The sequence below is a fragment of the Burkholderia sp. GW821-FHT14F03 genome (assembly GCF_058803765.1).
Genome location: NZ_JBXAPG010000011.1, coordinates 132,815 through 153,562, shown reverse-complemented (window position 1 = coordinate 153,562; position 20,748 = coordinate 132,815). Strand labels below are relative to the sequence as shown.

Below are 20,748 nucleotides of genomic sequence, written 5' to 3'. Positions count from 1 at the left end.
TGCGAGCAGACTATACAGAAGGTTTGGCGTATTTAGACGACAATGTACGAGACACGGTGTGCGGAAACCTGCACCATGCGGGATGTGGTCAGCCTGGATTGAATCATGGAGCTATATAAATCGCGGCAAATTCAATGTTTCGAAGCAGTGATGGCGGAACGCTCCGTACGCAAGGCGGCCGATCGGCTCGCCATGTCCGTCTCGGAGGTCAGCCGACAGATCCGTAAACTCGAAACCGAAACCAAGTTGCACCTGTTCGATCGCGAACGCTCCGGCGTGAAGCCGACCGAAGAAGCCAAATATCTGCTCGAATTCCAACGCGGCTGCGATGCGCAATATGAAGTTTTCGAGAGTCATATTAATTCGTTGAAATCACTAAAAACGGGGACTGTTTCCATTTCCGCAAGTGAAAGCATGATGACGCCGTTCGTCAATGAAGTACTGTGGAGTTTCTGCCGCGAATATCCGAATATCCGCGTTTCATTGAGCCAGCGTGCGACCCGCGAAATCATCGAGGACGTGCTGACCGACAACGCCCATATCGGGATTGCCTACAACGCGCCGGCCGTCGACGGCGTCTCGGTCTACCGCAGCGTGCGCGACAGCGTGACCGCGGCGGTGCATCCCGACCACCCGCTCGCCAAGCACGACGGCCCGATCACGTTCACCCGCGCGGTGTCGTATCCGTTCGCCACGATGCCGACGCTGTACGGCCTCGGCGGCCTCATGGAAAGCGTCGCTCATGCCGAGGGCATCAAGTTCAAGCCGACCGTGGTCGCCAATACGCTCGACGTGCTGCGCCGCTTCGCGCTCGAAGGGCTCGGCGTCGCCTTCGTGTCGACGTTTACGATCCGCAGCGAGGTCGAACGCGGCCTGCTCGTCGGCAAGGCGCTCGATCATCCGTCGCTCGGCCGCCAGTCCACTTCGATCCTCGTCAAGGCGCAGCGCGGCCTGTCCGATGCGACGCGCGAGATGCTGCAACGCATCGAAACCGGCATGACGGTGTTCCAGTAGGCGCGTCGCGCCTCGGTGCACACCGGCCGCGCCGCGGTCGTCGTGCCGGCCCGAACGGCGAGCGCCGTCGCCCAGGGACGCCGAAGCGCATCCTTAAAACGGTGAGCGGTTAGACGATACGGGGAAATCCGTGGAAGCCGCCCATCGACGTCGACCCGCTTCTCTCCGCACTGCGGAGAGAATTCAACGTCTGCCTCAGCGGCGTTGCCGTTCGGGTGGTCGCCGCGGTTGCCCACGCGCACAGAACGCTTCGACCTGCGCGCGTTCACGGGGTACTCGTCCTTTTCGTGCAAAATCCGGCGGTTTTGTTCGAAAAGCTGGTATGAATCATCCGCTTCGAGGGACGTCGTTTTCGCGATCCGCATCCGTCAGGCGCAAAATCTGACGCTTCAGCCGACGATGTCGCAATCGCCTTGAGGCGGCTTGGCTTCCCGTTGCCGAACGCCTGATAAGGCTGCCGGGCCCGGCGAGCTTCATCGCTGTGCAAGTAGGTCGACGTCGTCGAGCTCGACGCGTATCGCAGGGTGTCACGCACCATGATCCGTGTTGCAAAAATGGGGCGGACCATAGATTGACTTCGGCGGACGTCCGACGAGCTGGCTCATTTACATCCGATCAAGCGACACCGCGCAAACCTGCGTAGCGGGCGGGCAGTATTCGGCGAGCCGTTTCCGTGCGCTGTCGTAGTCCTTTCGTTGATCGGGCGTCAAATTCCCGATGCCTTTTCCTTCGTAAGCCTGCGTCAAGCCGAAATACGCCCAGCCGTTCCCTTTGAAGTTCATGTACAGTTCGCGATTCGGGTCGTCGTTGCCGAGCGACGCGTGGAGCGTGTCGATCGCATGGTCGTATCGGCCGAGGTCGATCAGAAGCGCGGCGAGGGTTTGCCTGACCGGCACCATCCAGTAAGGCGGCTCGTCATAGTGCATCGCGTCCTGCTGCTGGACGGCGTGTTCGAGAACACGTATGCCGCTACGCGTGTCGCCGTTCATCTGGTCGATCCGCGCGTGCGCGACCGATTGCATGATCTGCGTTACCTGGTGATTCATCACTTCATCGCTCCGCTCATTCCGGAAGGCGATCACGTCTTTCGCAAGCTGCGCATACGCACTTCGTGCGCCGCGCACATCGTGTTTGCGAACGTAGGCAAGCACGCGTGCGTAGCTCCGGGAAATGCGTGCAAAGCGCCATTCCTTTTCCGTTCCGTCAGGCGGTGGCTGCTGGATGATCTCGTCCGGCGACATGAAATACGTCAGCGCCTGGTAATAGACGCCGCGATAGCGGTCCGTTCGGAACTTCACGCCCTGGCCTTCCGAATTCCGGAGCCGAGCGGCGGCCCACTTCATGTCCTCGACGTTGCCTGTCATGATCGCCGAAGCCAGCGCGAAATGGATGTTGTGCCGGTAGTAGCCCCAGCGATAACGGTCGCCGTCCGGATGCTTGATGCCGCCCCCGGGCCCGGCGTCGACCTTCGCGAAATACGCTTCGTCACTCACCGTTGCGTTCTGATTCGCTTCGAACGATTTCAGGTGGTCGCCGGTGCGGTAGTAAATGTGCGACGGCATATGAACCAGATGGCCCGCACCGGGTGCGAGGCCGGGCAGCGTGTCCGCAAAAGGCGTCACGACGTTCGGCTCCGTCGACCCCTCGCGAATGTGAATGTACCAATGCACGAGCCCCATGTGATCGGCGTGCGTCTTCAGCCCGCCTTCGACTGCATCGACGGCCGGCGGAATGTCCTCGTAGGCCGGGTTCCCCTGAGGGTCCCAGTAACTCCAGGCGCTGAGGTTCATCACGGCATCCGCATACAGAGTCTGGATATCGGGATCGTCCGGGTAGCTGTGGGCCAGCGAGGTCATCGCCTCGGCATAGCCCTTGTTGCGCCGGCTCTGGCGCTTGCGCTCGTCGGGAATCTGCTGATGTGCCTCGTAGCGTGGCATCAGCGCCTCGACAAGCGAACGCTCCTTCGGGTCTGCATCACGGATACGCAGTGCGTCCTCCAGCATCTGTCGCGCGATCCGGCGATCTTGTTCCGGCTGATCGAGCTGATTGATGTTCACGCCCAGCGACATCGCGATCCCCCATCGGCACATCACGCAGTCGGGATCTCGCTTGAGCGCGGCCCTGTACGCGCGGTACGCCTCGCGAAAATTGAACGCGTAGTAGAAGCGCAAGCCTTGATCGAAAAAGGCTTGCGTCTCCGGATTGGCCGTCTTGATCGGTTTCGTCAGCGAGCCGAGCTGGAAATCCGTCGGCGGCTCGGGATCGTTGGCCGCGATGTCCGACAGCGCGATCGACGCCGTGCTGCCGGGCAGCGCACTCATCATGTGTTCGCTCATGCCCTGCATGTCGTGAACCGCCGCGCCATGCACGCCGCCACCGGATGCGGACATCGCGCAAGGCGCGCTCAGCCCGGCCATCACACCGATCGCCCAGGACAGGCACGCCTGCCTCAGGCGGTTTCGATGAGGGCCGTCGCTGCCGGAACGCGTGCGATTGTCGGTTGCTCCCATTGCATGCTCTCCCGTCAATGTGCTCAGCAATTTTGATCCACAGATGCTGGCGCCATGATTTTTTAAAAAGTCAAATGAAGTGTGAAAACCATATTAGACAAGGAATGCAGCTCGACAATTTGAATTGTGTATCGAATAAAATTATTGATTATAATTTTTAATTGAGTCAAAATAACTGCATTTGGCTTGACATAATGCCATTGATTTGCACATGAATTGGCGCAATTTAAATGCGTTGCATCGTCTTCCCGCCGTGGCTGGGGAATCCGTTTCAGGGTTGGTGATGTTCGGGTGTTGATGGGGAGCACGCACTTTGTCTTTGATGAAAGTCAAATATAAATTCTGTCGAATTCAATCCATCATGCGTGTGAAAAACTCGCCTCGAGTGCCGCCAGATTTCTTCGTCAATTTTAAAGGGCCGCCTGTCTCGTCCGTTATGCAGACGACAGGATCATTGATCAGCGGTTTCTTGACTGCTATCGTCAAAGGGCGCCTGCGAGGGAGTGCCCCCCGGCGCGGCGAAGCCAACGCCATGATGAAGTGATGGTGGTCGAGAAAACATGGAATTCAATCGTCAATCTGCACGGTAAACCCCGGTTCCGTACGTTCAATCTCATCGAAACAAGGGAATGCCATGGCGGCTTTCGATACGAACAGTGATGCTGGCGGAGGCACCTTTTATAAGTTCTATGTTAGCAATCACACATCCAGTACCGGCTTGTACTATGACATCGCGATGCTGATGAACGGAACAAAATCAGAATGGCGATCTGGAATAGGAAGAGGGATTTCAAGCCCGGGAGAACAGCGATATGCAACTTCGATCTTTATAACTCCGACACCAATCCCGTGCAGCAATTCTCTCCGGACAATTTTTTGCGTCAGACGCTGGAGAAAGGCAGCGTATCCCTGTTCAATGTCAACAATACGCCTATATCACTGTGGTTCTGGAGTGGGAATGGCAATCAGCAGTACATCAACTTTCTCGGTGGCGGCCCCGTAAGCGTTACAAAGGATCGTTCGGCATTCAATGAAATCAGGTTCAACCAGTACCGTTTCACGCTGGATTCTGGCGGACACAACAACGGCACGCTTGATATCTTCTTCCAGCTCTACGACGCCTGAATCTTGATCCCCATGCTCGCTCCTGCCACCCGGCAGCGGGAGCGAGCTTCTATTGGGACGGTGTCAAGGAGAAGATGTGGCGCATGATCGCGGCGGATCAGGTGCGTTCAAGTCGCCGGGCCGAGGGCGAGCGCGTCGGGCGCGACATGGCGAGCCTGTGTGCCCACGGGCGTGCCTTCACGCAGATGCAGCACGTCGTGCGCGAGCGCGTGGAGCGTCGCGCGGTCGTGCGTGATCAGCAGCATGGCGAAGCGCCGCTCGCGTTGCAGCCGCGCAAGGAGTTCGAGCAATGTCGCAGCCACGAGCGGATCGAGCGCCGAGGTCGGCTCGTCGCAGACCAGCAGCGCGGGGCGTGCGGCCAATGCGCGCGCGATGCAGACGCGCTGCAGCTGACCGCCCGACAGCTCGCGCGGATAACGCTGCCCGTGGCTCGCGTCCAGCCCGACCTGTTCGAGCAGCGCGGCGGCCTCGGCGTCGCGCGCCGTGCCGGACGGCACGCCGGCGAGTGCGAGCACGCGCCCTATCGTCTCGCTGATCCGCTGTGCCGGATTGAGCGCGAGATCAGGAATCTGATGCACCAGCTGGATTGTGCGCAACGTCTCGCGGCCTCGTTGGCGCAGCGCTGGTGCGAGCGGCGCGCCGTTCAAGTACAGCGAACCGGTGGACGGTGCGAGCAAGCCGGTGACGATACGTGCAAGCGTCGACTTGCCGGAACCGGACGGCCCGACGACCGCCAACGTGCGGCCCGCATGCAGCGCGATCGATACGTCGCGCAAAGCCACATGGCCGTTCGGATAGCGCGCGCCGATGCGCCGGGCTTCGAGTAGCGGCACTTGCGTGCCGTTTTTCTCGGGCCCGGAGTCGTCTGCGACGTGATTGGCGTCGCCGCGGCCGGCATGCTGTGCGTCAAGGAGCGCGCGCGTATACGGATCACGCGGCGCCACCAGCACCTGCTCGGCCCGGCCCGACTCGATCACTCGACCATTGCGCAGCACGAGCAACGCGTCGCAGACTCGCCCTATCGACGGCAGATCGTGGCTGATGAACACAGCCGCCGTGCCGGTCGCTGCCAGCGTCTCACGGATCAGATCGAGCACCCGCGTGCGAGCCTCGGCGTCGAGCGCGGCGGTCGGCTCGTCGAAGACCACGATGTCCGGCGATGCGCACAAGGCCATCGCGGTCATCGCCCGTTGCAGTTGTCCACCTGAGGCTTCGTGCGGGTAACGCTCCCCGAAGCGCTCGGGGTTGGGCAGGTCGAGTTGTGCGAACAACGCCACGGCGCGCTCGCGCGCAGCGCGCTTCGAGAGCAGCCCGCGCGCGACCGCGATCTCCACGACCTGATCGATCAGGCGCCCCGTCGGATTGAAAGCCGCCACCGACTGCGCCACATAGGCCACGCGCGCGCCGCGTAGCGCGGCGAGTTCGCGCGGGCGCAGCGCGAGCACATCGGTTTCGCCGAGCAGGACGCAGCCCGCGCCACGCACGAGACCGTCGCGCAGATGGCCGAGCAATGCGAGGCCGAGCGTGGTCTTGCCCGCACCGGACTCGCCGATCACGCCGAGCGTTTCGCCGCGTCGCAACGTGAACGAGACGTCGTCGAGCACGGGGGCACCGTACGCGTTGCCTTGCACGGACAGGCGCTCTGCGCGCAGGACGATCTCATCGGCCACGGCGCGTCCCCCATTCGAGCAACCGGTTCACGCTCAGGCTGAACGCAGCGATCAACAGGCCGGGAAACAGCGCGGCCGACACGCCGAACAGCACGCCGTCCTTGTTGTCTTTCGCGAGACTGCCCCAGTCCGTCGCGGGCGGCGGCAGGCCGAGGCCGAGAAACGAAAGCGTGGCAATCAGCAGCACGGCGAACACAAGCCGCAAACCGAGTTCTGCGACGAGCGGTGTGGCGATGTTCGGCAGCACTTCGCGCACGATGAGCGTTGCCAGCCGGTCGCCGCGCAGCCGCGCGACATCGACATAATCGAGCTGGCTCACGCTGGCCGCGAGTGCGCGCGTGACGCGAAAAAGCCGCAAACCTTCGAGCAGGCCCACGACGATGCACAAGGACAGTGCGCCCGGCGTGACAACCGACAGCGCGACCAGCGCGAATACCAGCGTTGGGATCGACATCAGCACATCGGTCAAGCGCGCCAGCATCGTATCCAGCCAGCCGCCGCGCAAGCCCGCAACCAGCCCTGCCACGCCGCCCGTGAGCGACGCGAACAGCACGGCGAACAGCGCGAGCGTGAGCGTTGTGCGAGTGCTCCAGAGCAGGCGCGAGAACATGTCGCGGCCCAGATTGTCAGTGCCGAGCCAGGCAAGACGCGAAGGCGGCTCCCAGTTGCCGCCGAGCACATCGCCGGCGGCGTGAGGCGCAAGCAACGGGGTTGCGACGCAGACCACGGCGCAGGCGAGCAAGAAGCCGAGCGTGAGCCAGGGACACCGGGGCGATCGAGGCCCTTGCAGCCGTGCAGCGGCGCCACGGCTCTCGGAGGAGGCGTCGATAGGCGTAGTCATCGATGCGGTCTCAGGCGGGGATCAAAAAGCATGGCGACGAGATCGGCGGCGAGATTCAGCCCGGCGTAGATCGCCGCGAAAACGACGCCGCACGCCTGCACGGCGGGAATGTCTCGCTTCGAGACACTGTCGACCATGTATTGGCCGAGGCCAGGCCAGACGAAGATCGTCTCGACCACGACCGCGCCCACCGTCAGCCACGCGAGATTGAGCGCAACGATGTTGGCGATCGGCGCGACCGCGCAGGGCAGCGCGTGGCGCCAGACGATGCGCCCGGCACCGAGTCCCTTGAGCCGTGCCATTTCGATGTAGGGCTGCGCCAACACGTCGATCAGCGCTGCACGGATCATGCTCCCCATATGACCGATCACGGCGAGCGCAAGCGTCGCGCACGGGAGCGCGAGCGCGGCGAGATTTTCGCGCGCCGAGCCGTCAGCGCCGAAGTTCGCTGCGCTGCTCGGTAGCCACGCGTGCGCGACCGCGAACAGCAGGATCAACAGATAGCCGGTGAAGAATTCGGGCAGCGCCACCGAAACGCGCATCAGCGCGAGCAAGCCCCGATCCAGCAGGCTGTCGCGGTTGAGCGCCGCCGCGATGCCCGCCGCGAGGGCAAGCGGCAACGCGAGCGCGGCGGCCGCGCCCGCGAGCAGCAAGGTGTTGGCGAGACGAGGCAACACGCTTCGCATCACGGGCGTGCGCGTGGTGAAGCTCTTGCCGGCATCGCCTTGCAGCAGCGCACCGAGCCAGTCGCCGTATCGTTCCGCGAGCGGCCGGTCGAGCGCCAGCTCGTGTTCGAGCGACTGCACGGCCGAAGGCGTCCCGCTCTGGCCGAGAATCGTCGCGGCGATGTTGCCAGGGAGGAGGCTCGTCGCTGCGAAGACGAGCGTGGCCGCGGCGAACAGCGTGAGCGCGGCGTGCACGAGCCGGCGCAGCACGAAGGTTGTCAGCCGCCGCGTACGCTGCCAGGCACGTGACGAGGTGCTCTGCCAGGAGCGGACATCGCGCGCCGCGCGTGTGTTCAGCTCGCGAACCATACCCGCTCGGCGGCACGCGAGCCGACTTCGCCCGGAATGTCCACATAGCCGCGCAGACTCGTGCGCGACGCCCGGAGCGAATCGGCGTACAAGGGAATCACCGATGCGCCCTGTTCGGCGTACAGCACTTGAATGTCGTGATAAAGCTGGCGGCGGCGCGTCTCGTCGGCTTGCGCGCGTGCTTGGGCGACCAACTGGTCGAACTTGGGGTTCTTCCACTTCGACTCGTTCCACGGCGCATCCGAGACGCAGACCATCGAAAGATAAGCGTCGGCGGTCGAACGGTTCGCCCACGACGACGCGCAGAACGGCTGCTTCATCCAGACCTGGGTCCAGTAGCCGTCGGCAGGCACGCGATTGACGCGAAATGGAATGCCTGCGCGTGTCGCCGACGCCTGATAAAGCTCGGCCGCCGACACCGCACCGTTGAAGGTCGCGCCGTCCGCCGCCGTGAGTACGATCGGCTGGCTCAGGCCCGCTTTTTTCCAGTAAAACCTCGCCTTGTCGGGGTCGTAGGTGTGCTTCGGTATGTCGGTCGTATAGAAACGGTTCGACGGAAACAACGGATTGTCGTTCGAGACCGAGCCATGACCGCTCAGCAATGAGTTGCGCAATTGCTCTCGATCGATCGCATACTTGAGCGCCGTGCGCAGGTCGTTGCCGGTGTATGGCGCCGTGTCGGCGAGCATCGGAAACAGAATATTCTGCGTGTCGCGCGCACGATGGATGACGATGTTCGGCGTATTTTCGAGGCGCTTCGCGACGCGCGGCTCGACTCGATTGATCAAATGCACCGAGCCGCTCAGCAGCGCGGCCACTCGCGCGGTACTGTCGTTGTAGGCCACAGTCTCGACCGAGTCGACAAAGCCGCGCGAGCTGTCCCAGTAGTTCGGATTGCGGCGCGTGAGCGTACGCACACCGGGCTGGAAACGTTCCAGCACGAAGGCGCCCGTGCCGATGCCCTTGTCAAAATCCGCACCCGCCGGCGTAATGCCGAAGTGGACGTCGCCAAGCAGCCACGGAAAATCGACGTTCGGCGAGGCAAGGCGAAACGTGAGTTCGTTCCGCCCGGTGACGGCGATATCGCGCACCGGATCGAGATAGCTCTTCGCGGCGGATTGCGAGTCCTTCGCGCGATGGTGATTCAGCGAGTAGATGACGTCGGCGGGTTCGAGCGTCTTGCCGTTGTGGAATTGCACGCCTTGGCGCAGCTTGAACACCCAGACCGTCGCGCCTTGCCGGCTTTCCCAATGAGTCGCGAGGCCAGGGCGCAGCGTGCCGTCGTCGTTGAGATCGGTCAGCGTATTGAAGATCTGGCGCCCGACGTTGTACATGTACTCTTCGAAGTAGAACGCCGGGTCGATGCGGTCGGAACTCGACGCCGTGTCGACGCCGAGAATCAGGTGCCCGCCGCGTTTGGGTGTGTCGGCCGCGCGCGCGCTCAAGGGCAATAGCACGGCGGCCGCGCCGGCGGCGAGACTGCCGCCGGTCAGTTGCAGGAAACGGCGGCGTGACGCGTGGGCCGGCGTGGACGTATCCGTATCGTTCGACATAGACGGGTAGAAGAGAAGTGCAAGAGCCGGGTCCGAGGATCGCGCTTATCGCGGCCTCAAGGCGTGCTCATTGTTGGGCGATACCGCGCGCTGACCGCGAGTTTGTCGCCGGGTCACTGCTCGCTTTCGCGCAGTGCTTCGGCGAGACGTTCGATATGCTCGGGGCCGATGCCGCAGCAACCGCCGATCAGCGACGCGCCCGCAGCGGCCCATTCGCGTGCGAAGGCGAGGTAGCCATCGGGTTCGAGATCGCCGCGCAGTGCGCTCAATCCGGTGTTCGCGGCGCGGCGCTGACGCTCGGGTTCGAACGCATTGGCGTAGACACCGAGCGCGAGCGTCGGGCCGGCATGTTTGCGCGCTTCGAGTACGGCGGATTTCATGATTTCGGCCTGGCTGCAATTGAAGAGCAGCGCCTGGGCGTTCAACGCCCGCGCGGTATCGACCGCTGCGCTCACGCTTTCTCCCGAGCGCAGCCGCGCGGGTGCATGGCCCGCGGCAATCGCAGGCACGTCGTCCGCGTCGTCGAGCGTGAAGGAGAGCCAGAGCGGTCGCGTGTCGTCGCCCAATGCGGTGCGGATCGCGCGTGCTTCGGCTGTCGAGCCGAGCGTTTCACCGAGCCACAGATCGACGTGCGGCGCGAGCCCGTTGATGAGCGTATCGAGCAACGGCGCGGCGCGCCTGGCGTCGAACAGATCGGGGCGATAGGAGCCGAACAGCGGTGGCAAGGAGCCCGCGACCTGCACGGGGCTCGCGCTGTTGGCGACCGCATCGCGCGCGAGCCGGCCCGCGCGGTCGGCAAGTTCCTGCCCATGCTGTGCGAAGCGCTCCTCGCCAATATGAAACGGCACGACGGCGTAGGAGTTGGTCGTCACGACATCGGCACCCGCGCGCACGAATGCCTCATGGGCGGCGCGCACATAGTGGGGCGCTTCAATCAGCGCCAGCGCCGACCATTCGGGTTGTTTGAACGGCGCGCCCATGCGCAATAATTCGCGGCCCATGCCGCCGTCAAGAATGCGGATCATCTCTCGTTACCTCCGAGCGGCGATCATACGGCCCCCTCGTTCCGTCCCCAACCAGTAAATGACGATATCGTTATTCCAAACAGAATCACGTGCAATCGTTCAAGGGGCGCGCTTCACGACGCCATTCGCGCGTTCGCGGCAAGCTGGCGGAGGTCGACAAGGGGCGATCATCGAACACAGGTGCCCGAGTCACGCGCTGCAGGTGGCTGTACGTGGCATTCGTGATCGACGTGTTCGCCCGCGTATTGTTGGCTGGCGCGCCCGCTCGCCGTTGACCGCTGCCAGCGCTGCCAGCGCTGCCTTCGCTTTGAACGCTGCGGCGTGCGTCCGTCGGGTTCTCTTCGTGATGTCCTCGATTCCTTTGCCAGCATCATCACTGGCTCAGGCCCCGGACCAACCACTTATCCGACTGTCCCAATTGGCGCGCCCACCGCTCACTGCACCGAAACCCGATTGTTAATGGCGGCGCAGCTTCGGTTGTTGTACGTACTCGGTGCCGTGCCTCACGGCTACCGGATCGGCTCAACAACGCCAAGCCTTGGCGGATTGTTCAGGGCCGACTCAATACTCCAGCCCGCCGACAATTTGACAGTCCCGCAAGTCGGCTACTCATTGACTCGTTGCGACGGCTCGGTCAGCTTCTCCATAGCGCAATTCCCCGGTATCGCCGCTCCGGAAAAAGCCTTTCTGACAAAAATCGTCGAATCTGGCGTCGATCCCAGCACCGTACCGGAGTGATCGAGATCGGGGTAGAAATGAAATTCGACGCGATTTCCAGCTGCGCAAGCCCGTTTGGCTAGTGCGATCTGGCCTGGAACGGAAACAGCGCGGTCCTTGCCGCCGGTTCCAAAGAAAATCGGAATGTTGGTCTTGATTTCAGGGTAGGCGCCCAGATCGGATATTGCGGAAAACACGTCCTTGGGGTCAGTCTTGAAGCTCCCGTCAAAGGTTGCCTTAGTTCGAACAATTTCGCTTTGGAGGTCAAGCACACAATGATCCTCGGCAAACTTAAAAATCTTAAGCCCTTGTTCATTGAGGTAGTTTTCCGGACGATACGCGACATTTAGGAGTCTGGCGGATTGCAACTGATAGAGATCGAAGGCAAAGGCGGTATTGACGCTCTTGCGCGAGGTCGCCAGAGTGTCATCGGAGGCCCCTTCGTTCGAGTCCCAGAGATAGTCGGGCGTGCCGGTCGCGACCACTCCGGCGATATCGAGGTTCGGCGAGTACGACGCTGCGTACAGCGCGCTCGCGAAAGCTGCTCGCGCGCCTTGGGATTGTCCAACGACGACCGTCTTCTTCGAAATGTGAAAGCCGTGCTCAGCTACCGCCCGAACGCTGTCCAGCACACTGTACGCAAGCGAACGGGTTCCCGCATATGGATGCAGTCCTTCGGTTCCTAGTCCCGGGTAGTCGGTTGCGACGATCGCGTACCCCCTATCCAGCCAATGATCCAGATAGTCGCGATCCCGACGACTGCGGCCCGAGTACGATGGCGCGCAAATGTCTGCAGTCCCTACGGTGCCGTGAGCCCAGGCGATCAGCGGCCATCCGCCGGGGGGCGGATGGCCCTTTGGGAGATACAGCGCGCCAGACACCACGACTGGTGTGTGACCGTCAACGCCGTCGGTCGACGCATATAGCAGGCGGACGCTCGCGCCCGCCTTGGAAAGGCGTTGTTCAGCCGTCAGCGGCTCGGTCCGCAGAAGTCGGCCGGGCACCGAAGGAATGTCGTCGCTCCATCTATAGAATGCCGGAATGCTACCGCTGGGTGCGAATTCGCCGGCACGGGGCGCCGCAGGGTTCAAAAATATTGCTGCGACGACGATATGGAAAATCTTTGGAATTTTCATCATGTTTTTCAATTTAGTCCAACGCCATCCACTTGATAAAGCCCGCACACCATCAAACATACGAAAATTTAAATCACATAAAATCGATTCAAATTTCATATAAAAATAGCAAAATTGATCAATATTGATGGCTTAATTCTCACTTAACCCCATTTCCATTGATCACCGCACACCATTATTTTCACTTAATTTCATTTCGCCTACAATCAAGAAGATCTTGCTTGACCATAAAGAAAATATTGTGCCTGTCGAACGCCATTCGATCAGTCCCGTAATGTGTCAGGAGCGTTCGATGCGCCCCACTGCGTCGTTGCCGGCGCAGTCATAATTGCCTTCGATGTCACCCTGTCCTTGGGTAGCGCGACGCTTTGGAGTCCTATCACATAGTCATGAGATTGGGCATGAAGAAACGATTCACCTAAGAGCAGATCATTGGTTTTTTGCGCGAGGCAGAGGCCGGCTTGCCGATCAAGGCGCTCTGCCGTCAGCACGGATTTTCCGAGGCGAGCGACTACCTGTGGCGCAGCAAGTTAGGCGGAGTGAGCGTGTCTGACGCGAAACGCCTGAAAGAGCGCGAGGCGAAAAACAACCGGCTGAAGAAGTTGCTCGCAGAATCGATGCACCAGAGAAATCGGACGGCCGCTTCATTACTTAAACCTTTCGCAATCCTATCCACGCACCCGCGCTCGTCAAACACTGTCATTTCCGCTGTCTACGGTGGGCTATCGTACTTTCTCCCCCAATCCGTACGGCTATGCTCCCGACCGGGATAGCCCGCAGGCAAGCAGCGGGCGTCCGGACCCGGGCCCGCTGCCTTTCGCCGATCAGCCCCCATTACTCGAATCGACTCCAGTCAATCAGCAGGCCAAATCGTTATCATGAGCGGGATACGACCGTACCATCGGCTTTGGGCTGTGACCTTCGTGATCGCCGCGGCAAGCGAGGTCTTGTCCGGTGCGCTCCGGTACTACCTGTCGGCCGCGGGTATCGCGTCGCTCAACTATCTGCCGAAGGTGATGATGGTGGGCTGCATCGCCGTCGCGCTGCTGCGGCGCCCCCGCCCCATGCATCTGATCGTCGCCTGCTACATCGCCGCGGAGACCTGCGTGGCGCTTGCCAACGGCGTTGGGCTCGCCGCGACAGGCTTCTGGATCTGGACTGTGTCGCCGATGCTGTTCGCGGCGCTCACGCCACCGGAAGCGCTCGAAGCACTCGAATATCCGCGCATGCTGGGGGCATTGATCGCCGTTGCGGCGCTATGCAACGCCGGGGTGATCATCAATACCTTCACCCGCATGCCGTGGGCCGGCGGCAGCATCGACATCGACGGCGTGAGCGTGCAGATCGCGGTCAACACCTATGTCGGCACCGCGACGCGACTGGCCGGATTCGGCCGAAGCAGCGCCACGACCGGACTGATGATCGGCCTGATGACGGTCTGGCTGCTGCCCCGGCTGCGCGCGCCGCTCGCGATCGCCGCGCTGCTGACGGTCTCGGCGATCGGGATCTGGGACACCACCAACAAGACGACGCTCATTGCGCTTGCGATCGTCGTCGGCTTCCATTACCTGATGCGCCCGCACGCGCTCAAGCGCGCTTGCGCGTGGATCACCATGCTGATCGTCGTGCTGCCGTTCGCGGGCTGGGTCGCGTCGCTGTCGACCAACGCCGGGATGACCGATTCCACGCTGCTGGCGTCGATGCAGGACCGCGTCATCAACACTTGGCCCCAACTGCTCGAAGGATTGCTGCGCGAACACCTGATCTGGTTTGGCATCGGGCCGGGCGGCTTCGGCTCGGCCACCGCGTATTACGTCGGCGACTTCGGCTTCAACGTCGGCTGGTCGGACAATGCCGCCCTTCTCATGATTGCCACGCTCGGCGTGATCGGCACCGCGATGTCCTTGTTCGCCTTCGCCCACTACGTGCTCGCGAGCCGCTCGACCGACACGCGCGCATGGCTGATGCTGTCGTTCCTGCTGTTGAGCGGCATCACCACCGACATCTACGAAACGCTCGGCTGCCTGCTGTTCTTCGGCATCACGGTGCGCATGCTCACGCTAAGCCCGGCGCAAGCCGACGCGGATCGTACCGTCTACTCCGTGCCGGCCGCGCCCCGCATCGCGCCGCTCTGGCGCTAACTCCGGATTCGCGATGCTCTCCCCACCCCGCTCCCTCGTTCGCCGAACCGTCCGCTGCCGCCTGCTGCTCGCGGCCGCGCTCGCGAGCGCGGCGCTCGTCGCGGCCGGCGCGGTGCACGCGGCGGCCGTCGTGGTCGTTCCCGGTGCGGCGTCGTCCTATGTCGACCTGCCGCGCTTCGAAGCCTCCCGCGCCAATACCGGCATCGCGATCCACGACATCGACGATCCGGGCCTGCTCGACGCGGTGCGCGACGCGGGATTCTCGTTCGTCCGCACCGACCTGTTCTGGGAGGCGGTCGAGACACCGGCCGGCTGGGATTTCTCGAAGTACGACGCGCTCGTCGCGAACCTGGCCGAGCGCGGGCTCGGCGCGCTGTTCATCCTCGGCTACCAGCATCCGCTGCACAGTCCCAGACAGCCGCCCACCACCCCCGCGCAACTGGCGGCGTTCCACGCGTATGTGTCCCAGTCGGCGCTGCGCTACCGGCACGACGCAGTGCGCTTCGAAGTTTGGAACGAGCAGAATCACCCGACCTACTGGCTTGCCGCGCCGTCAGCCGCCGGCTACCGGAACCTGCTGAAAACCGCCGTGCAGGCGATCAGACAGACCAATCCCGCCGCCCAGGTTGCGATGGGCGGCGTCCAGCAGATCGATCGATCGTTCATCCGCGCGGTGGGCGACATCAGCGCCGGCGACCGGTACGCGCCGGACGCGGTCAGCGTGCATCCGTACCGGCAAGGCAATCCCGAAACGGCGCTGGACGACTATCGCGCGCTCCGCCGTGACCTGTCTGCCTATCGGCGGGTGCCGGAGATCTGGGCGACCGAGTGGTCGTATCCGAGCGTCGGCTACGCGTACGTCTCCGATCTCGCCGACGGCCACGCGCCGCGCGCGCGGGCCCGGCAGGCCACCTACGCGGCGCGCCGGCTGCTGGTCGACTGGATCGCGCAACTCGGGCTGAGCGCCTACTACGACATCCGCGACGATGGCCCAGACCCGAAGAACATGGAGCACAACTTCGGCCTGCTGGATGCGCAGGGCGAGCCGCTGCCCGCGTATGTCGCGGTGAAACGGCTGTTCGCGTTCACCGCGCACGCGGCGCGCGCCGCCTATCGGATGGATCCGGCCGGCCGCTATATCGTGCTGAGGCTGAGCAACGGCGCGGCGACCCGCTATGTGGTCTGGTGCTACGGCCAGGGCAACGCCGTCACCGTGGATCTGTCGCGCCTGCCGCCCGCCGAAGCGGCCGCGACCGACCTGTACGGCACACCACGCGCCGCGCACGATGGCCTCGTGACGTTGCGCGAGGACCAGGGGCCGCTCTACATCGGGCCGGACGGCTAGCGCCGCTCGCGGCCAACATACCTACATCTAAAACATCGCGGCAGTCGTCATGATTGCCGCACTGGGCAGGACTGGAAATGAATCTGAATGCGCAACGGATGCCGGCAACCCAGGCGACGCAGCGGGACGACGGGCTGTCGAGCCTGTGGTGGAGCACGGTCCGGTATCGCTGGTGGATCGCGTCGATTGTCGCCGCGTTCACGCTGCTCGGCACGATCTACGCGCTGGTCGCGACGCCGCAGTACCGGGCGGAGGCGCTGCTGCGCATCCAGACCAAACCCGGCGCGGCGATCAGCGCGCTGTCGGACGTATCGGGCACGATCTCGGCCGGCCCTTCCGCGAATGACGAAAGCGAGATCCTGACGTCCCGCTCGATCGTCCTTGAGGCCATCGAGCAGACCGGCGTGGGCTACGACATCCGCACCGAAAGTCATTTCCCGCTGATCGGCCGCCTGCTGGCATCGCGCCACGCCAACGACGACACACTCGCCGCGCCGCTACTCGGCCTGAGCAGCTATGCGTGGGGCGGCGAGGCGCTGAAGCTCGGCGTGTTCTCGATCCCCGACGACGCGCTCGGCGAACCGTTCAGGCTCGTTGCCGAAGACGGCGGGCGATGGACGCTGCGAGACAAGGCGGGGCATCCGCTCGCGCAGGGCGCGCTGGGCCAGACGGTACCGTTCCACATGAACCTGGCCGGCACGGAGCAGGCCGGCGAGATCCGCGTCGACACGCTGCGGGCGCGGCCCGGCATCGCCTTCTCGGTGCGCAAGGAGCCGGAGCAGCTCGCTTACGACGACGTGTCGAAGCACCTGAAAACCCTGGTGACGAACCGCGATTCGACGCTCGAGGAGCCGTCGATGATGCGGCTCAGCTACCAGTCCGACACCGCCCGGCATGCCGAACAGATGGTCAACGCGATCGTCGCCATCTATCTGCGGCGCGACCTCGCGTTCCGCACCGACAAGGCGCGCCGCAATCTCGATTCGCTGCGTGCCCGCCTGCCCAACCTGAAGAAGGATCTGCAGAAGGCCGAGGACGCGCTCAACCGCTACCGCACCACGACCGGCACGATCGACGTCGATCAGCAAGGCGCGGCGCTGATCGCACGCCTCAACACCCTCGCCGAACACGAGATCGTGCTGCAGCTTGCGCTCGGCACCGTCCGGGAACGCTTCCTGCCGGCGAGTCGCGAATACCAGACGGTGATGTCGCAACTGAAGTTGGTGAAGGGCGAGATTCGCGACACCACGGCGGCGGCCGGCAAGCTGCCCACCGTGCAGCGCGAATACGTCCGCCTGTCGCGCGACGTGGCGGTCGCCACGCAACTCTATACGAGCGTGCTGACCAATTCGCAGCAGCTGGACATCGCGGTGGCCAGCACCGCGCCGGGTGTCAGCGTCGTCGACTGGGCCGCCGCGCCGTACCGTCCGACCTGGCCGCGACGCGGCCTCGTGGTGCTCGGCTCAATGCTGGGCGGACTGTTCGTCGCGCTCGCCCTCACCCATCTGCTGGCCCGCTATCGCCGCGAGCTGTACTCGCCGCTTGCGCTCGCCACGCTGTCCGAGCGCCCCTGCGTGGCCGTCGTCGCGGCCTCGCCCGCGCTGCGTGACCAGCGCCGCGCGCGGTACACCGGGCCGCGCCTGCCGGATCATCTGCTCGCCGCCAGCCTGCCACACGATCCCAGTATCGAATCGCTGCGCGCGCTGCGCACCAACCTGAAAGCCGCATTCTCGAAGCGCCGTCGAGGCGGCGCCGGCAAGGTCCTGCTGTTCACCGGGCCGACCGCGAACGTCGGCTGCAGCTTCATGGCGTCGAACCTGGCCTATCTGCTGGCCGAGGTGCATGCGCGCGTGCTGCTGGTCGACGCCAACCTGCGCGACCGCGCGCCGGCGACGGCGCGCGAATCGGCCGGCCTCGCGGACGTGCTGGCCGGCACCGTGCCGCTCGACGCGGCCATTGCGCCGCTCGACAAGAGCCGGCTGTCGATCCTCGGGCCGGGCACGGCAGACGAGGTCAACCCAGGCGAACTGTTCGAACGGCCTGCCTTCCGCGAACTGCTGGCGGCGCTGCGCGCGCGCTACGATTTCGTGATCGTCGACGCGCCGCCCGTGCTCCCCTACAGCGACACGCTCAGCATCGCCTCGGAGCTGCGCGACATGATCCTGCTGGTGTCGCGCGCCGGCCTGACCCGCGCGCCGGAACTCGAAGCCGCGCTGCATCGGCTTGCGAGCGTCGGCGCGAGCGTGGCCGGACACGTGTTCAACGCCGACACGGACACGTCCGCGCAAGGCGCCGATCCGACATGGCGCGCGCGACTGCTCGGCTTGACCAGGCAGCACGCGTCGTTCGGCGGAAAGGTCTGGGCCGCGACGAAGGGACAGGCGCTCGCGCTGACGAAAAAGACCGTGACCGGCGTGTCGCGCAACTTAATGCCTGGAGAGGAATTGGGACGGAGTGGGCCGCAGCGGCCCACGGCGCGACGCCCTCATCGTGGCGCTCGCGCATTGCCTCCAACCCTGAGCGAATCGCCGACCCGAAAGCGCTGATACCACGCGATCGTGCATCAAAGCGCGAACGCATCGATGATTTTGTCTGAGATGATAGAAATCCTAATGAAATGTCACATAGAATGTGCACCGTTTTCAGACCGGAATTTCATCGATGAAGCATTTCGCCGACTTGACGGACGCGGGTGCCGCGACCCTGCGTTCGACCTTGAGCACGGTACTGCTGGCGAGTCTCCTCGCCGCATGCGGCGGAGGCGATGGAGGCAGTGCCGGCCCGGTGGTCGCATCGCCCGCCGCCACGCCGACGCTCGTTCCCGTTCCGGGTCATTCGTCCGGCCCTTCGCCGTCGAGCGATACGCATACGCCGACGCCAACCGCAACCGCTACGCCAACCGCAACGCCTGCGCCTGCGCCAACCCCAACCCCAACGCCTGCTCCTGCTCCTGCTCCTGCTCCTGCTCCTGCTCCTGCTCCTGCTCCTGCTCCTGCTCCTGCGCCTGCGCCTGCGCCTGCGCCTGCGCCTGCGCCTGCGCCTAACCCCACCACCTCGACCCTGCCGTTCTTCGGCGTGAACGGCCACTACGTGCAGGGCGGTATCTACGCATCCACCCCGTTCGCGACGCAAGCCGCGTCGATCACCCAACTCGGTGCCGGACTCTACCGGCAGGACGTGTACCTGCCCGCGCATATCGACATGCTGGTCAACACCGTCATCCCCGGCCTCGGCTCGAAAGTCACGGTGCTGCCGATGATCGAGGCCTATCCGTGGGACGATCCATCGCTGAAGGGGAAAGCGCCGACCGAGGCCAGCGCCTACGCGTATGCGTACACGCTATCCGTCTATGCCGCGCAAAAGCTCGCGGGCATCCCCCTCGTGGAATTCGGTAACGAATACGACAGCGATCCGCACAACGCGGTGATCAAGGGCGACGGCCTGAATCCCTCGGATTTCGACAACTCGACCTTTCCGATCTACCGCGGCGCGTTGCGCGGCGCGCTCGACGGCTGGCGCTCGGTGGACACGCAGCACAAGACGATGTTGATCGCGAACGCGTCGACTGGCTGGCTCAATTTCGGTTTTCTCGACGCGTTGATGACAGGCGTTCAGCCGGACGGCTCGACCGGCCACCCGAAAATCACGCCCGATGCGATTCAGTGGCACTGGTATTCGAACGGCGGCGATTTCGAGAACGCGGTCGCCAAGACCGGCGGCACCTACAACGTGCTGGCGCGCCTCAAGGCGACCTACAACCTGCCGATCGTGTTCACCGAGCTGGGTGTCGACACCGACAACACCGATGCGCAGGCAGCCGCCTATATCGCGAAGACGGTACCCGAGATGGTGGCCGCGAAGGCGGCCTACAACGTGATCGGCTTCGCGTGGTACGAACTCTACGACTACAAGAACACCACGTTCGGATTGCTCAATGCGAGCGGTGCCCCGAAACCGCGCTATGCCACCTTGCAATCGGTCATCGCGACCAGCACCAAGGCTCTCCAGTGATGCGCGTGTGCCACACGGCTGACGCCAGCCGCGCGAGGATCCGCAGGGCCGGGCCGATCCGCTCGACGTCATGGAACGCGAGCCGCGTCCGGCCGCCGAACGTCGCCGGCGCGGCGAGCCCGAACATCGCCGCCGCGTCGTCACCGAGCAGGCTGGGCGCGACGTAGACGGGCAATGCGTGTGATGCCATTTGTGAAGCCGATACAGGGCGCGGTTTCAATTGCAGGGGCATCGTCCGGTCCAACACCCGTGGGGCGCCGAAACCACTTTCCAAGGCGTTTCCCTGCGACCGGGGAAACAGGCTGCTTTCGTTTGCGCGAAAGCCACCCGTGGACGTCTGCGAGCGGCGCCGGATTGGAGCAGCCCTCGTCAAAACCTTTTCGAGCCTCATCACACTTGTAGTCGTGTCGCCATCCTTCAATCGTTTGATGCGCAATCTCCGGATAACCACTTCCTTCCTGACGCCACGCCGTAAGGAAGCGCTCTGCATCAACTTCAATCACCGCCCTGCCGGAGCATCGTTCCGAGATCCTCATCCAAACCTCACCGTGTTCCGGGGTTGGGATGCGAAACAAGGCGAAGCGTTCCAACTGGACCCTTGTTTCCAGATGGAAAATGTGTTCATC

The 20,748-nt window shown here is 63.5% G+C and carries 13 protein-coding genes and 3 pseudogenes; 7 read left to right on the top strand and 9 right to left on the bottom strand.

Translation table 11 applies throughout. The features are described 5' to 3' along the window. Positions 1-105 precede the first annotated feature (105 nt). Entirely contained in the window at positions 106-1,014 is a 909-nt protein-coding gene (locus AC1RQF_RS10010; RefSeq protein WP_273995301.1) for a LysR family transcriptional regulator, read from the top strand. 605 nt (positions 1,015-1,619) lie between these two features. On the opposite strand, the gene AC1RQF_RS10005 is transcribed toward AC1RQF_RS10010, so the two are convergent. After that, the gene (locus tag AC1RQF_RS10005; protein ID WP_273995300.1) at positions 1,620-3,524 is read right to left on the bottom strand and encodes a tetratricopeptide repeat protein; all 1,905 of its coding nucleotides are present in this window, start codon (positions 3,522-3,524) and stop codon (positions 1,620-1,622) included. 762 nt (positions 3,525-4,286) lie between these two features. Between AC1RQF_RS10005 and AC1RQF_RS10000 the strand changes: the two genes are divergently transcribed. Beyond that, a complete protein-coding gene (locus AC1RQF_RS10000) occupies positions 4,287-4,649 on the top strand; it encodes a hypothetical protein (protein ID WP_273995299.1) in 363 nt (120 codons plus the stop codon). A 107-nt stretch (positions 4,650-4,756) separates the two neighbouring features. On the opposite strand, the gene AC1RQF_RS09995 is transcribed toward AC1RQF_RS10000, so the two are convergent. The 6 genes from AC1RQF_RS09995 to AC1RQF_RS09970 form a co-directional block, all read right to left on the bottom strand. Further along, a complete protein-coding gene (locus AC1RQF_RS09995) occupies positions 4,757-6,319 on the bottom strand; it encodes an ABC transporter ATP-binding protein (protein ID WP_492871925.1) in 1,563 nt (520 codons plus the stop codon). Continuing rightward, positions 6,309-7,160: an ABC transporter permease gene (locus AC1RQF_RS09990; protein WP_492871924.1), complete on the bottom strand. Its 852-nt coding sequence runs from the start codon at positions 7,158-7,160 to the stop codon at positions 6,309-6,311. The genes AC1RQF_RS09995 and AC1RQF_RS09990 overlap by 11 nt, the downstream gene beginning before the upstream one ends. Beyond that, positions 7,157-8,194 (bottom strand): ABC transporter permease, encoded by a 1,038-nt coding sequence (locus AC1RQF_RS09985; protein ID WP_273995294.1) that lies wholly within the window; start codon positions 8,192-8,194, stop codon positions 7,157-7,159. The genes AC1RQF_RS09990 and AC1RQF_RS09985 overlap by 4 nt, the downstream gene beginning before the upstream one ends. Beyond that, a complete protein-coding gene (locus AC1RQF_RS09980) occupies positions 8,179-9,747 on the bottom strand; it encodes an ABC transporter substrate-binding protein (RefSeq protein WP_273995293.1) in 1,569 nt (522 codons plus the stop codon). Before AC1RQF_RS09980 ends, AC1RQF_RS09985 begins: the two co-directional genes overlap by 16 nt. A 113-nt stretch (positions 9,748-9,860) precedes the next feature. Then, the gene (locus AC1RQF_RS09975) at positions 9,861-10,772 is read right to left on the bottom strand and encodes a homocysteine S-methyltransferase family protein (protein ID WP_273995292.1); all 912 of its coding nucleotides are present in this window, start codon (positions 10,770-10,772) and stop codon (positions 9,861-9,863) included. A gap of 605 nt (positions 10,773-11,377) precedes the next feature. Beyond that, positions 11,378-12,724 (bottom strand): alpha/beta fold hydrolase, encoded by a 1,347-nt coding sequence (locus tag AC1RQF_RS09970; RefSeq protein WP_492871923.1) that lies wholly within the window; start codon positions 12,722-12,724, stop codon positions 11,378-11,380. Between the two features lie 329 nt (positions 12,725-13,053). On the opposite strand from AC1RQF_RS09970, the pseudogene AC1RQF_RS09965 reads away from it, so the two are divergent. The 5 genes and pseudogenes from AC1RQF_RS09965 to AC1RQF_RS09945 form a co-directional block, all read left to right on the top strand. Next, positions 13,054-13,281: pseudogene (locus AC1RQF_RS09965) on the top strand (transposase); the annotation flags it as partial. A 258-nt stretch (positions 13,282-13,539) separates the two neighbouring features. Further along, positions 13,540-14,766, top strand: a complete 1,227-nt coding sequence (locus AC1RQF_RS09960) for a hypothetical protein (protein WP_273995289.1) — start codon at positions 13,540-13,542, stop codon at positions 14,764-14,766. 13 nt (positions 14,767-14,779) lie between these two features. Then, on the top strand, positions 14,780-16,111 hold the full coding sequence (locus tag AC1RQF_RS09955) for a cellulase family glycosylhydrolase (protein WP_492871922.1): 1,332 nt from the start codon (positions 14,780-14,782) through the stop codon (positions 16,109-16,111). Positions 16,112-16,188: 77 nt separating this feature from the next. Next, a pseudogene (locus AC1RQF_RS09950) lies at positions 16,189-18,378 on the top strand (GNVR domain-containing protein); the annotation flags it as partial. 394 nt (positions 18,379-18,772) lie between these two features. Next, on the top strand, positions 18,773-20,122 hold the full coding sequence (locus tag AC1RQF_RS09945; RefSeq protein WP_492871921.1) for a beta-glucosidase: 1,350 nt from the start codon (positions 18,773-18,775) through the stop codon (positions 20,120-20,122). Here AC1RQF_RS09945 and AC1RQF_RS09940 read toward each other — a convergent pair. Together AC1RQF_RS09940 and AC1RQF_RS09935 are read right to left on the bottom strand one after the other, a co-directional pair. Continuing rightward, positions 20,091-20,297 (bottom strand): annotated as a pseudogene (locus AC1RQF_RS09940) (hypothetical protein); the annotation flags it as partial. The gene AC1RQF_RS09945 and the pseudogene AC1RQF_RS09940 overlap by 32 nt on opposite strands. Next, positions 20,263-20,658 (bottom strand): plasmid fertility inhibition factor family protein, encoded by a 396-nt coding sequence (locus AC1RQF_RS09935; RefSeq protein ID WP_492871933.1) that lies wholly within the window; start codon positions 20,656-20,658, stop codon positions 20,263-20,265. The pseudogene AC1RQF_RS09940 and the gene AC1RQF_RS09935, both read right to left, overlap by 35 nt. Between the last annotated feature and the right edge of the window lie 90 nt (positions 20,659-20,748).

Coding starts and splice junctions, on each gene's coding strand:
- AC1RQF_RS09945 (WP_492871921.1), top strand. CDS start 18,773: ATGAAGCATTTCGCCGACTTGACGGACGCGGGTGCCGCGACCCTGCGT.
- AC1RQF_RS09935 (WP_492871933.1), bottom strand. CDS start 20,658: ATGAGGATCTCGGAACGATGCTCCGGCAGGGCGGTGATTGAAGTTGAT.
- AC1RQF_RS09955 (WP_492871922.1), top strand. CDS start 14,780: ATGCTCTCCCCACCCCGCTCCCTCGTTCGCCGAACCGTCCGCTGCCGC.
- AC1RQF_RS09985 (WP_273995294.1), bottom strand. CDS start 8,194: ATGGTTCGCGAGCTGAACACACGCGCGGCGCGCGATGTCCGCTCCTGG.
- AC1RQF_RS09975 (WP_273995292.1), bottom strand. CDS start 10,772: ATGATCCGCATTCTTGACGGCGGCATGGGCCGCGAATTATTGCGCATG.
- AC1RQF_RS10005 (WP_273995300.1), bottom strand. CDS start 3,524: ATGGGAGCAACCGACAATCGCACGCGTTCCGGCAGCGACGGCCCTCAT.
- AC1RQF_RS09970 (WP_492871923.1), bottom strand. CDS start 12,724: ATGAAATTTGAATCGATTTTATGTGATTTAAATTTTCGTATGTTTGAT.
- AC1RQF_RS10010 (WP_273995301.1), top strand. CDS start 106: ATGGAGCTATATAAATCGCGGCAAATTCAATGTTTCGAAGCAGTGATG.
- AC1RQF_RS10000 (WP_273995299.1), top strand. CDS start 4,287: ATGGCGATCTGGAATAGGAAGAGGGATTTCAAGCCCGGGAGAACAGCG.
- AC1RQF_RS09980 (WP_273995293.1), bottom strand. CDS start 9,747: ATGTCGAACGATACGGATACGTCCACGCCGGCCCACGCGTCACGCCGC.
- AC1RQF_RS09990 (WP_492871924.1), bottom strand. CDS start 7,160: ATGACTACGCCTATCGACGCCTCCTCCGAGAGCCGTGGCGCCGCTGCA.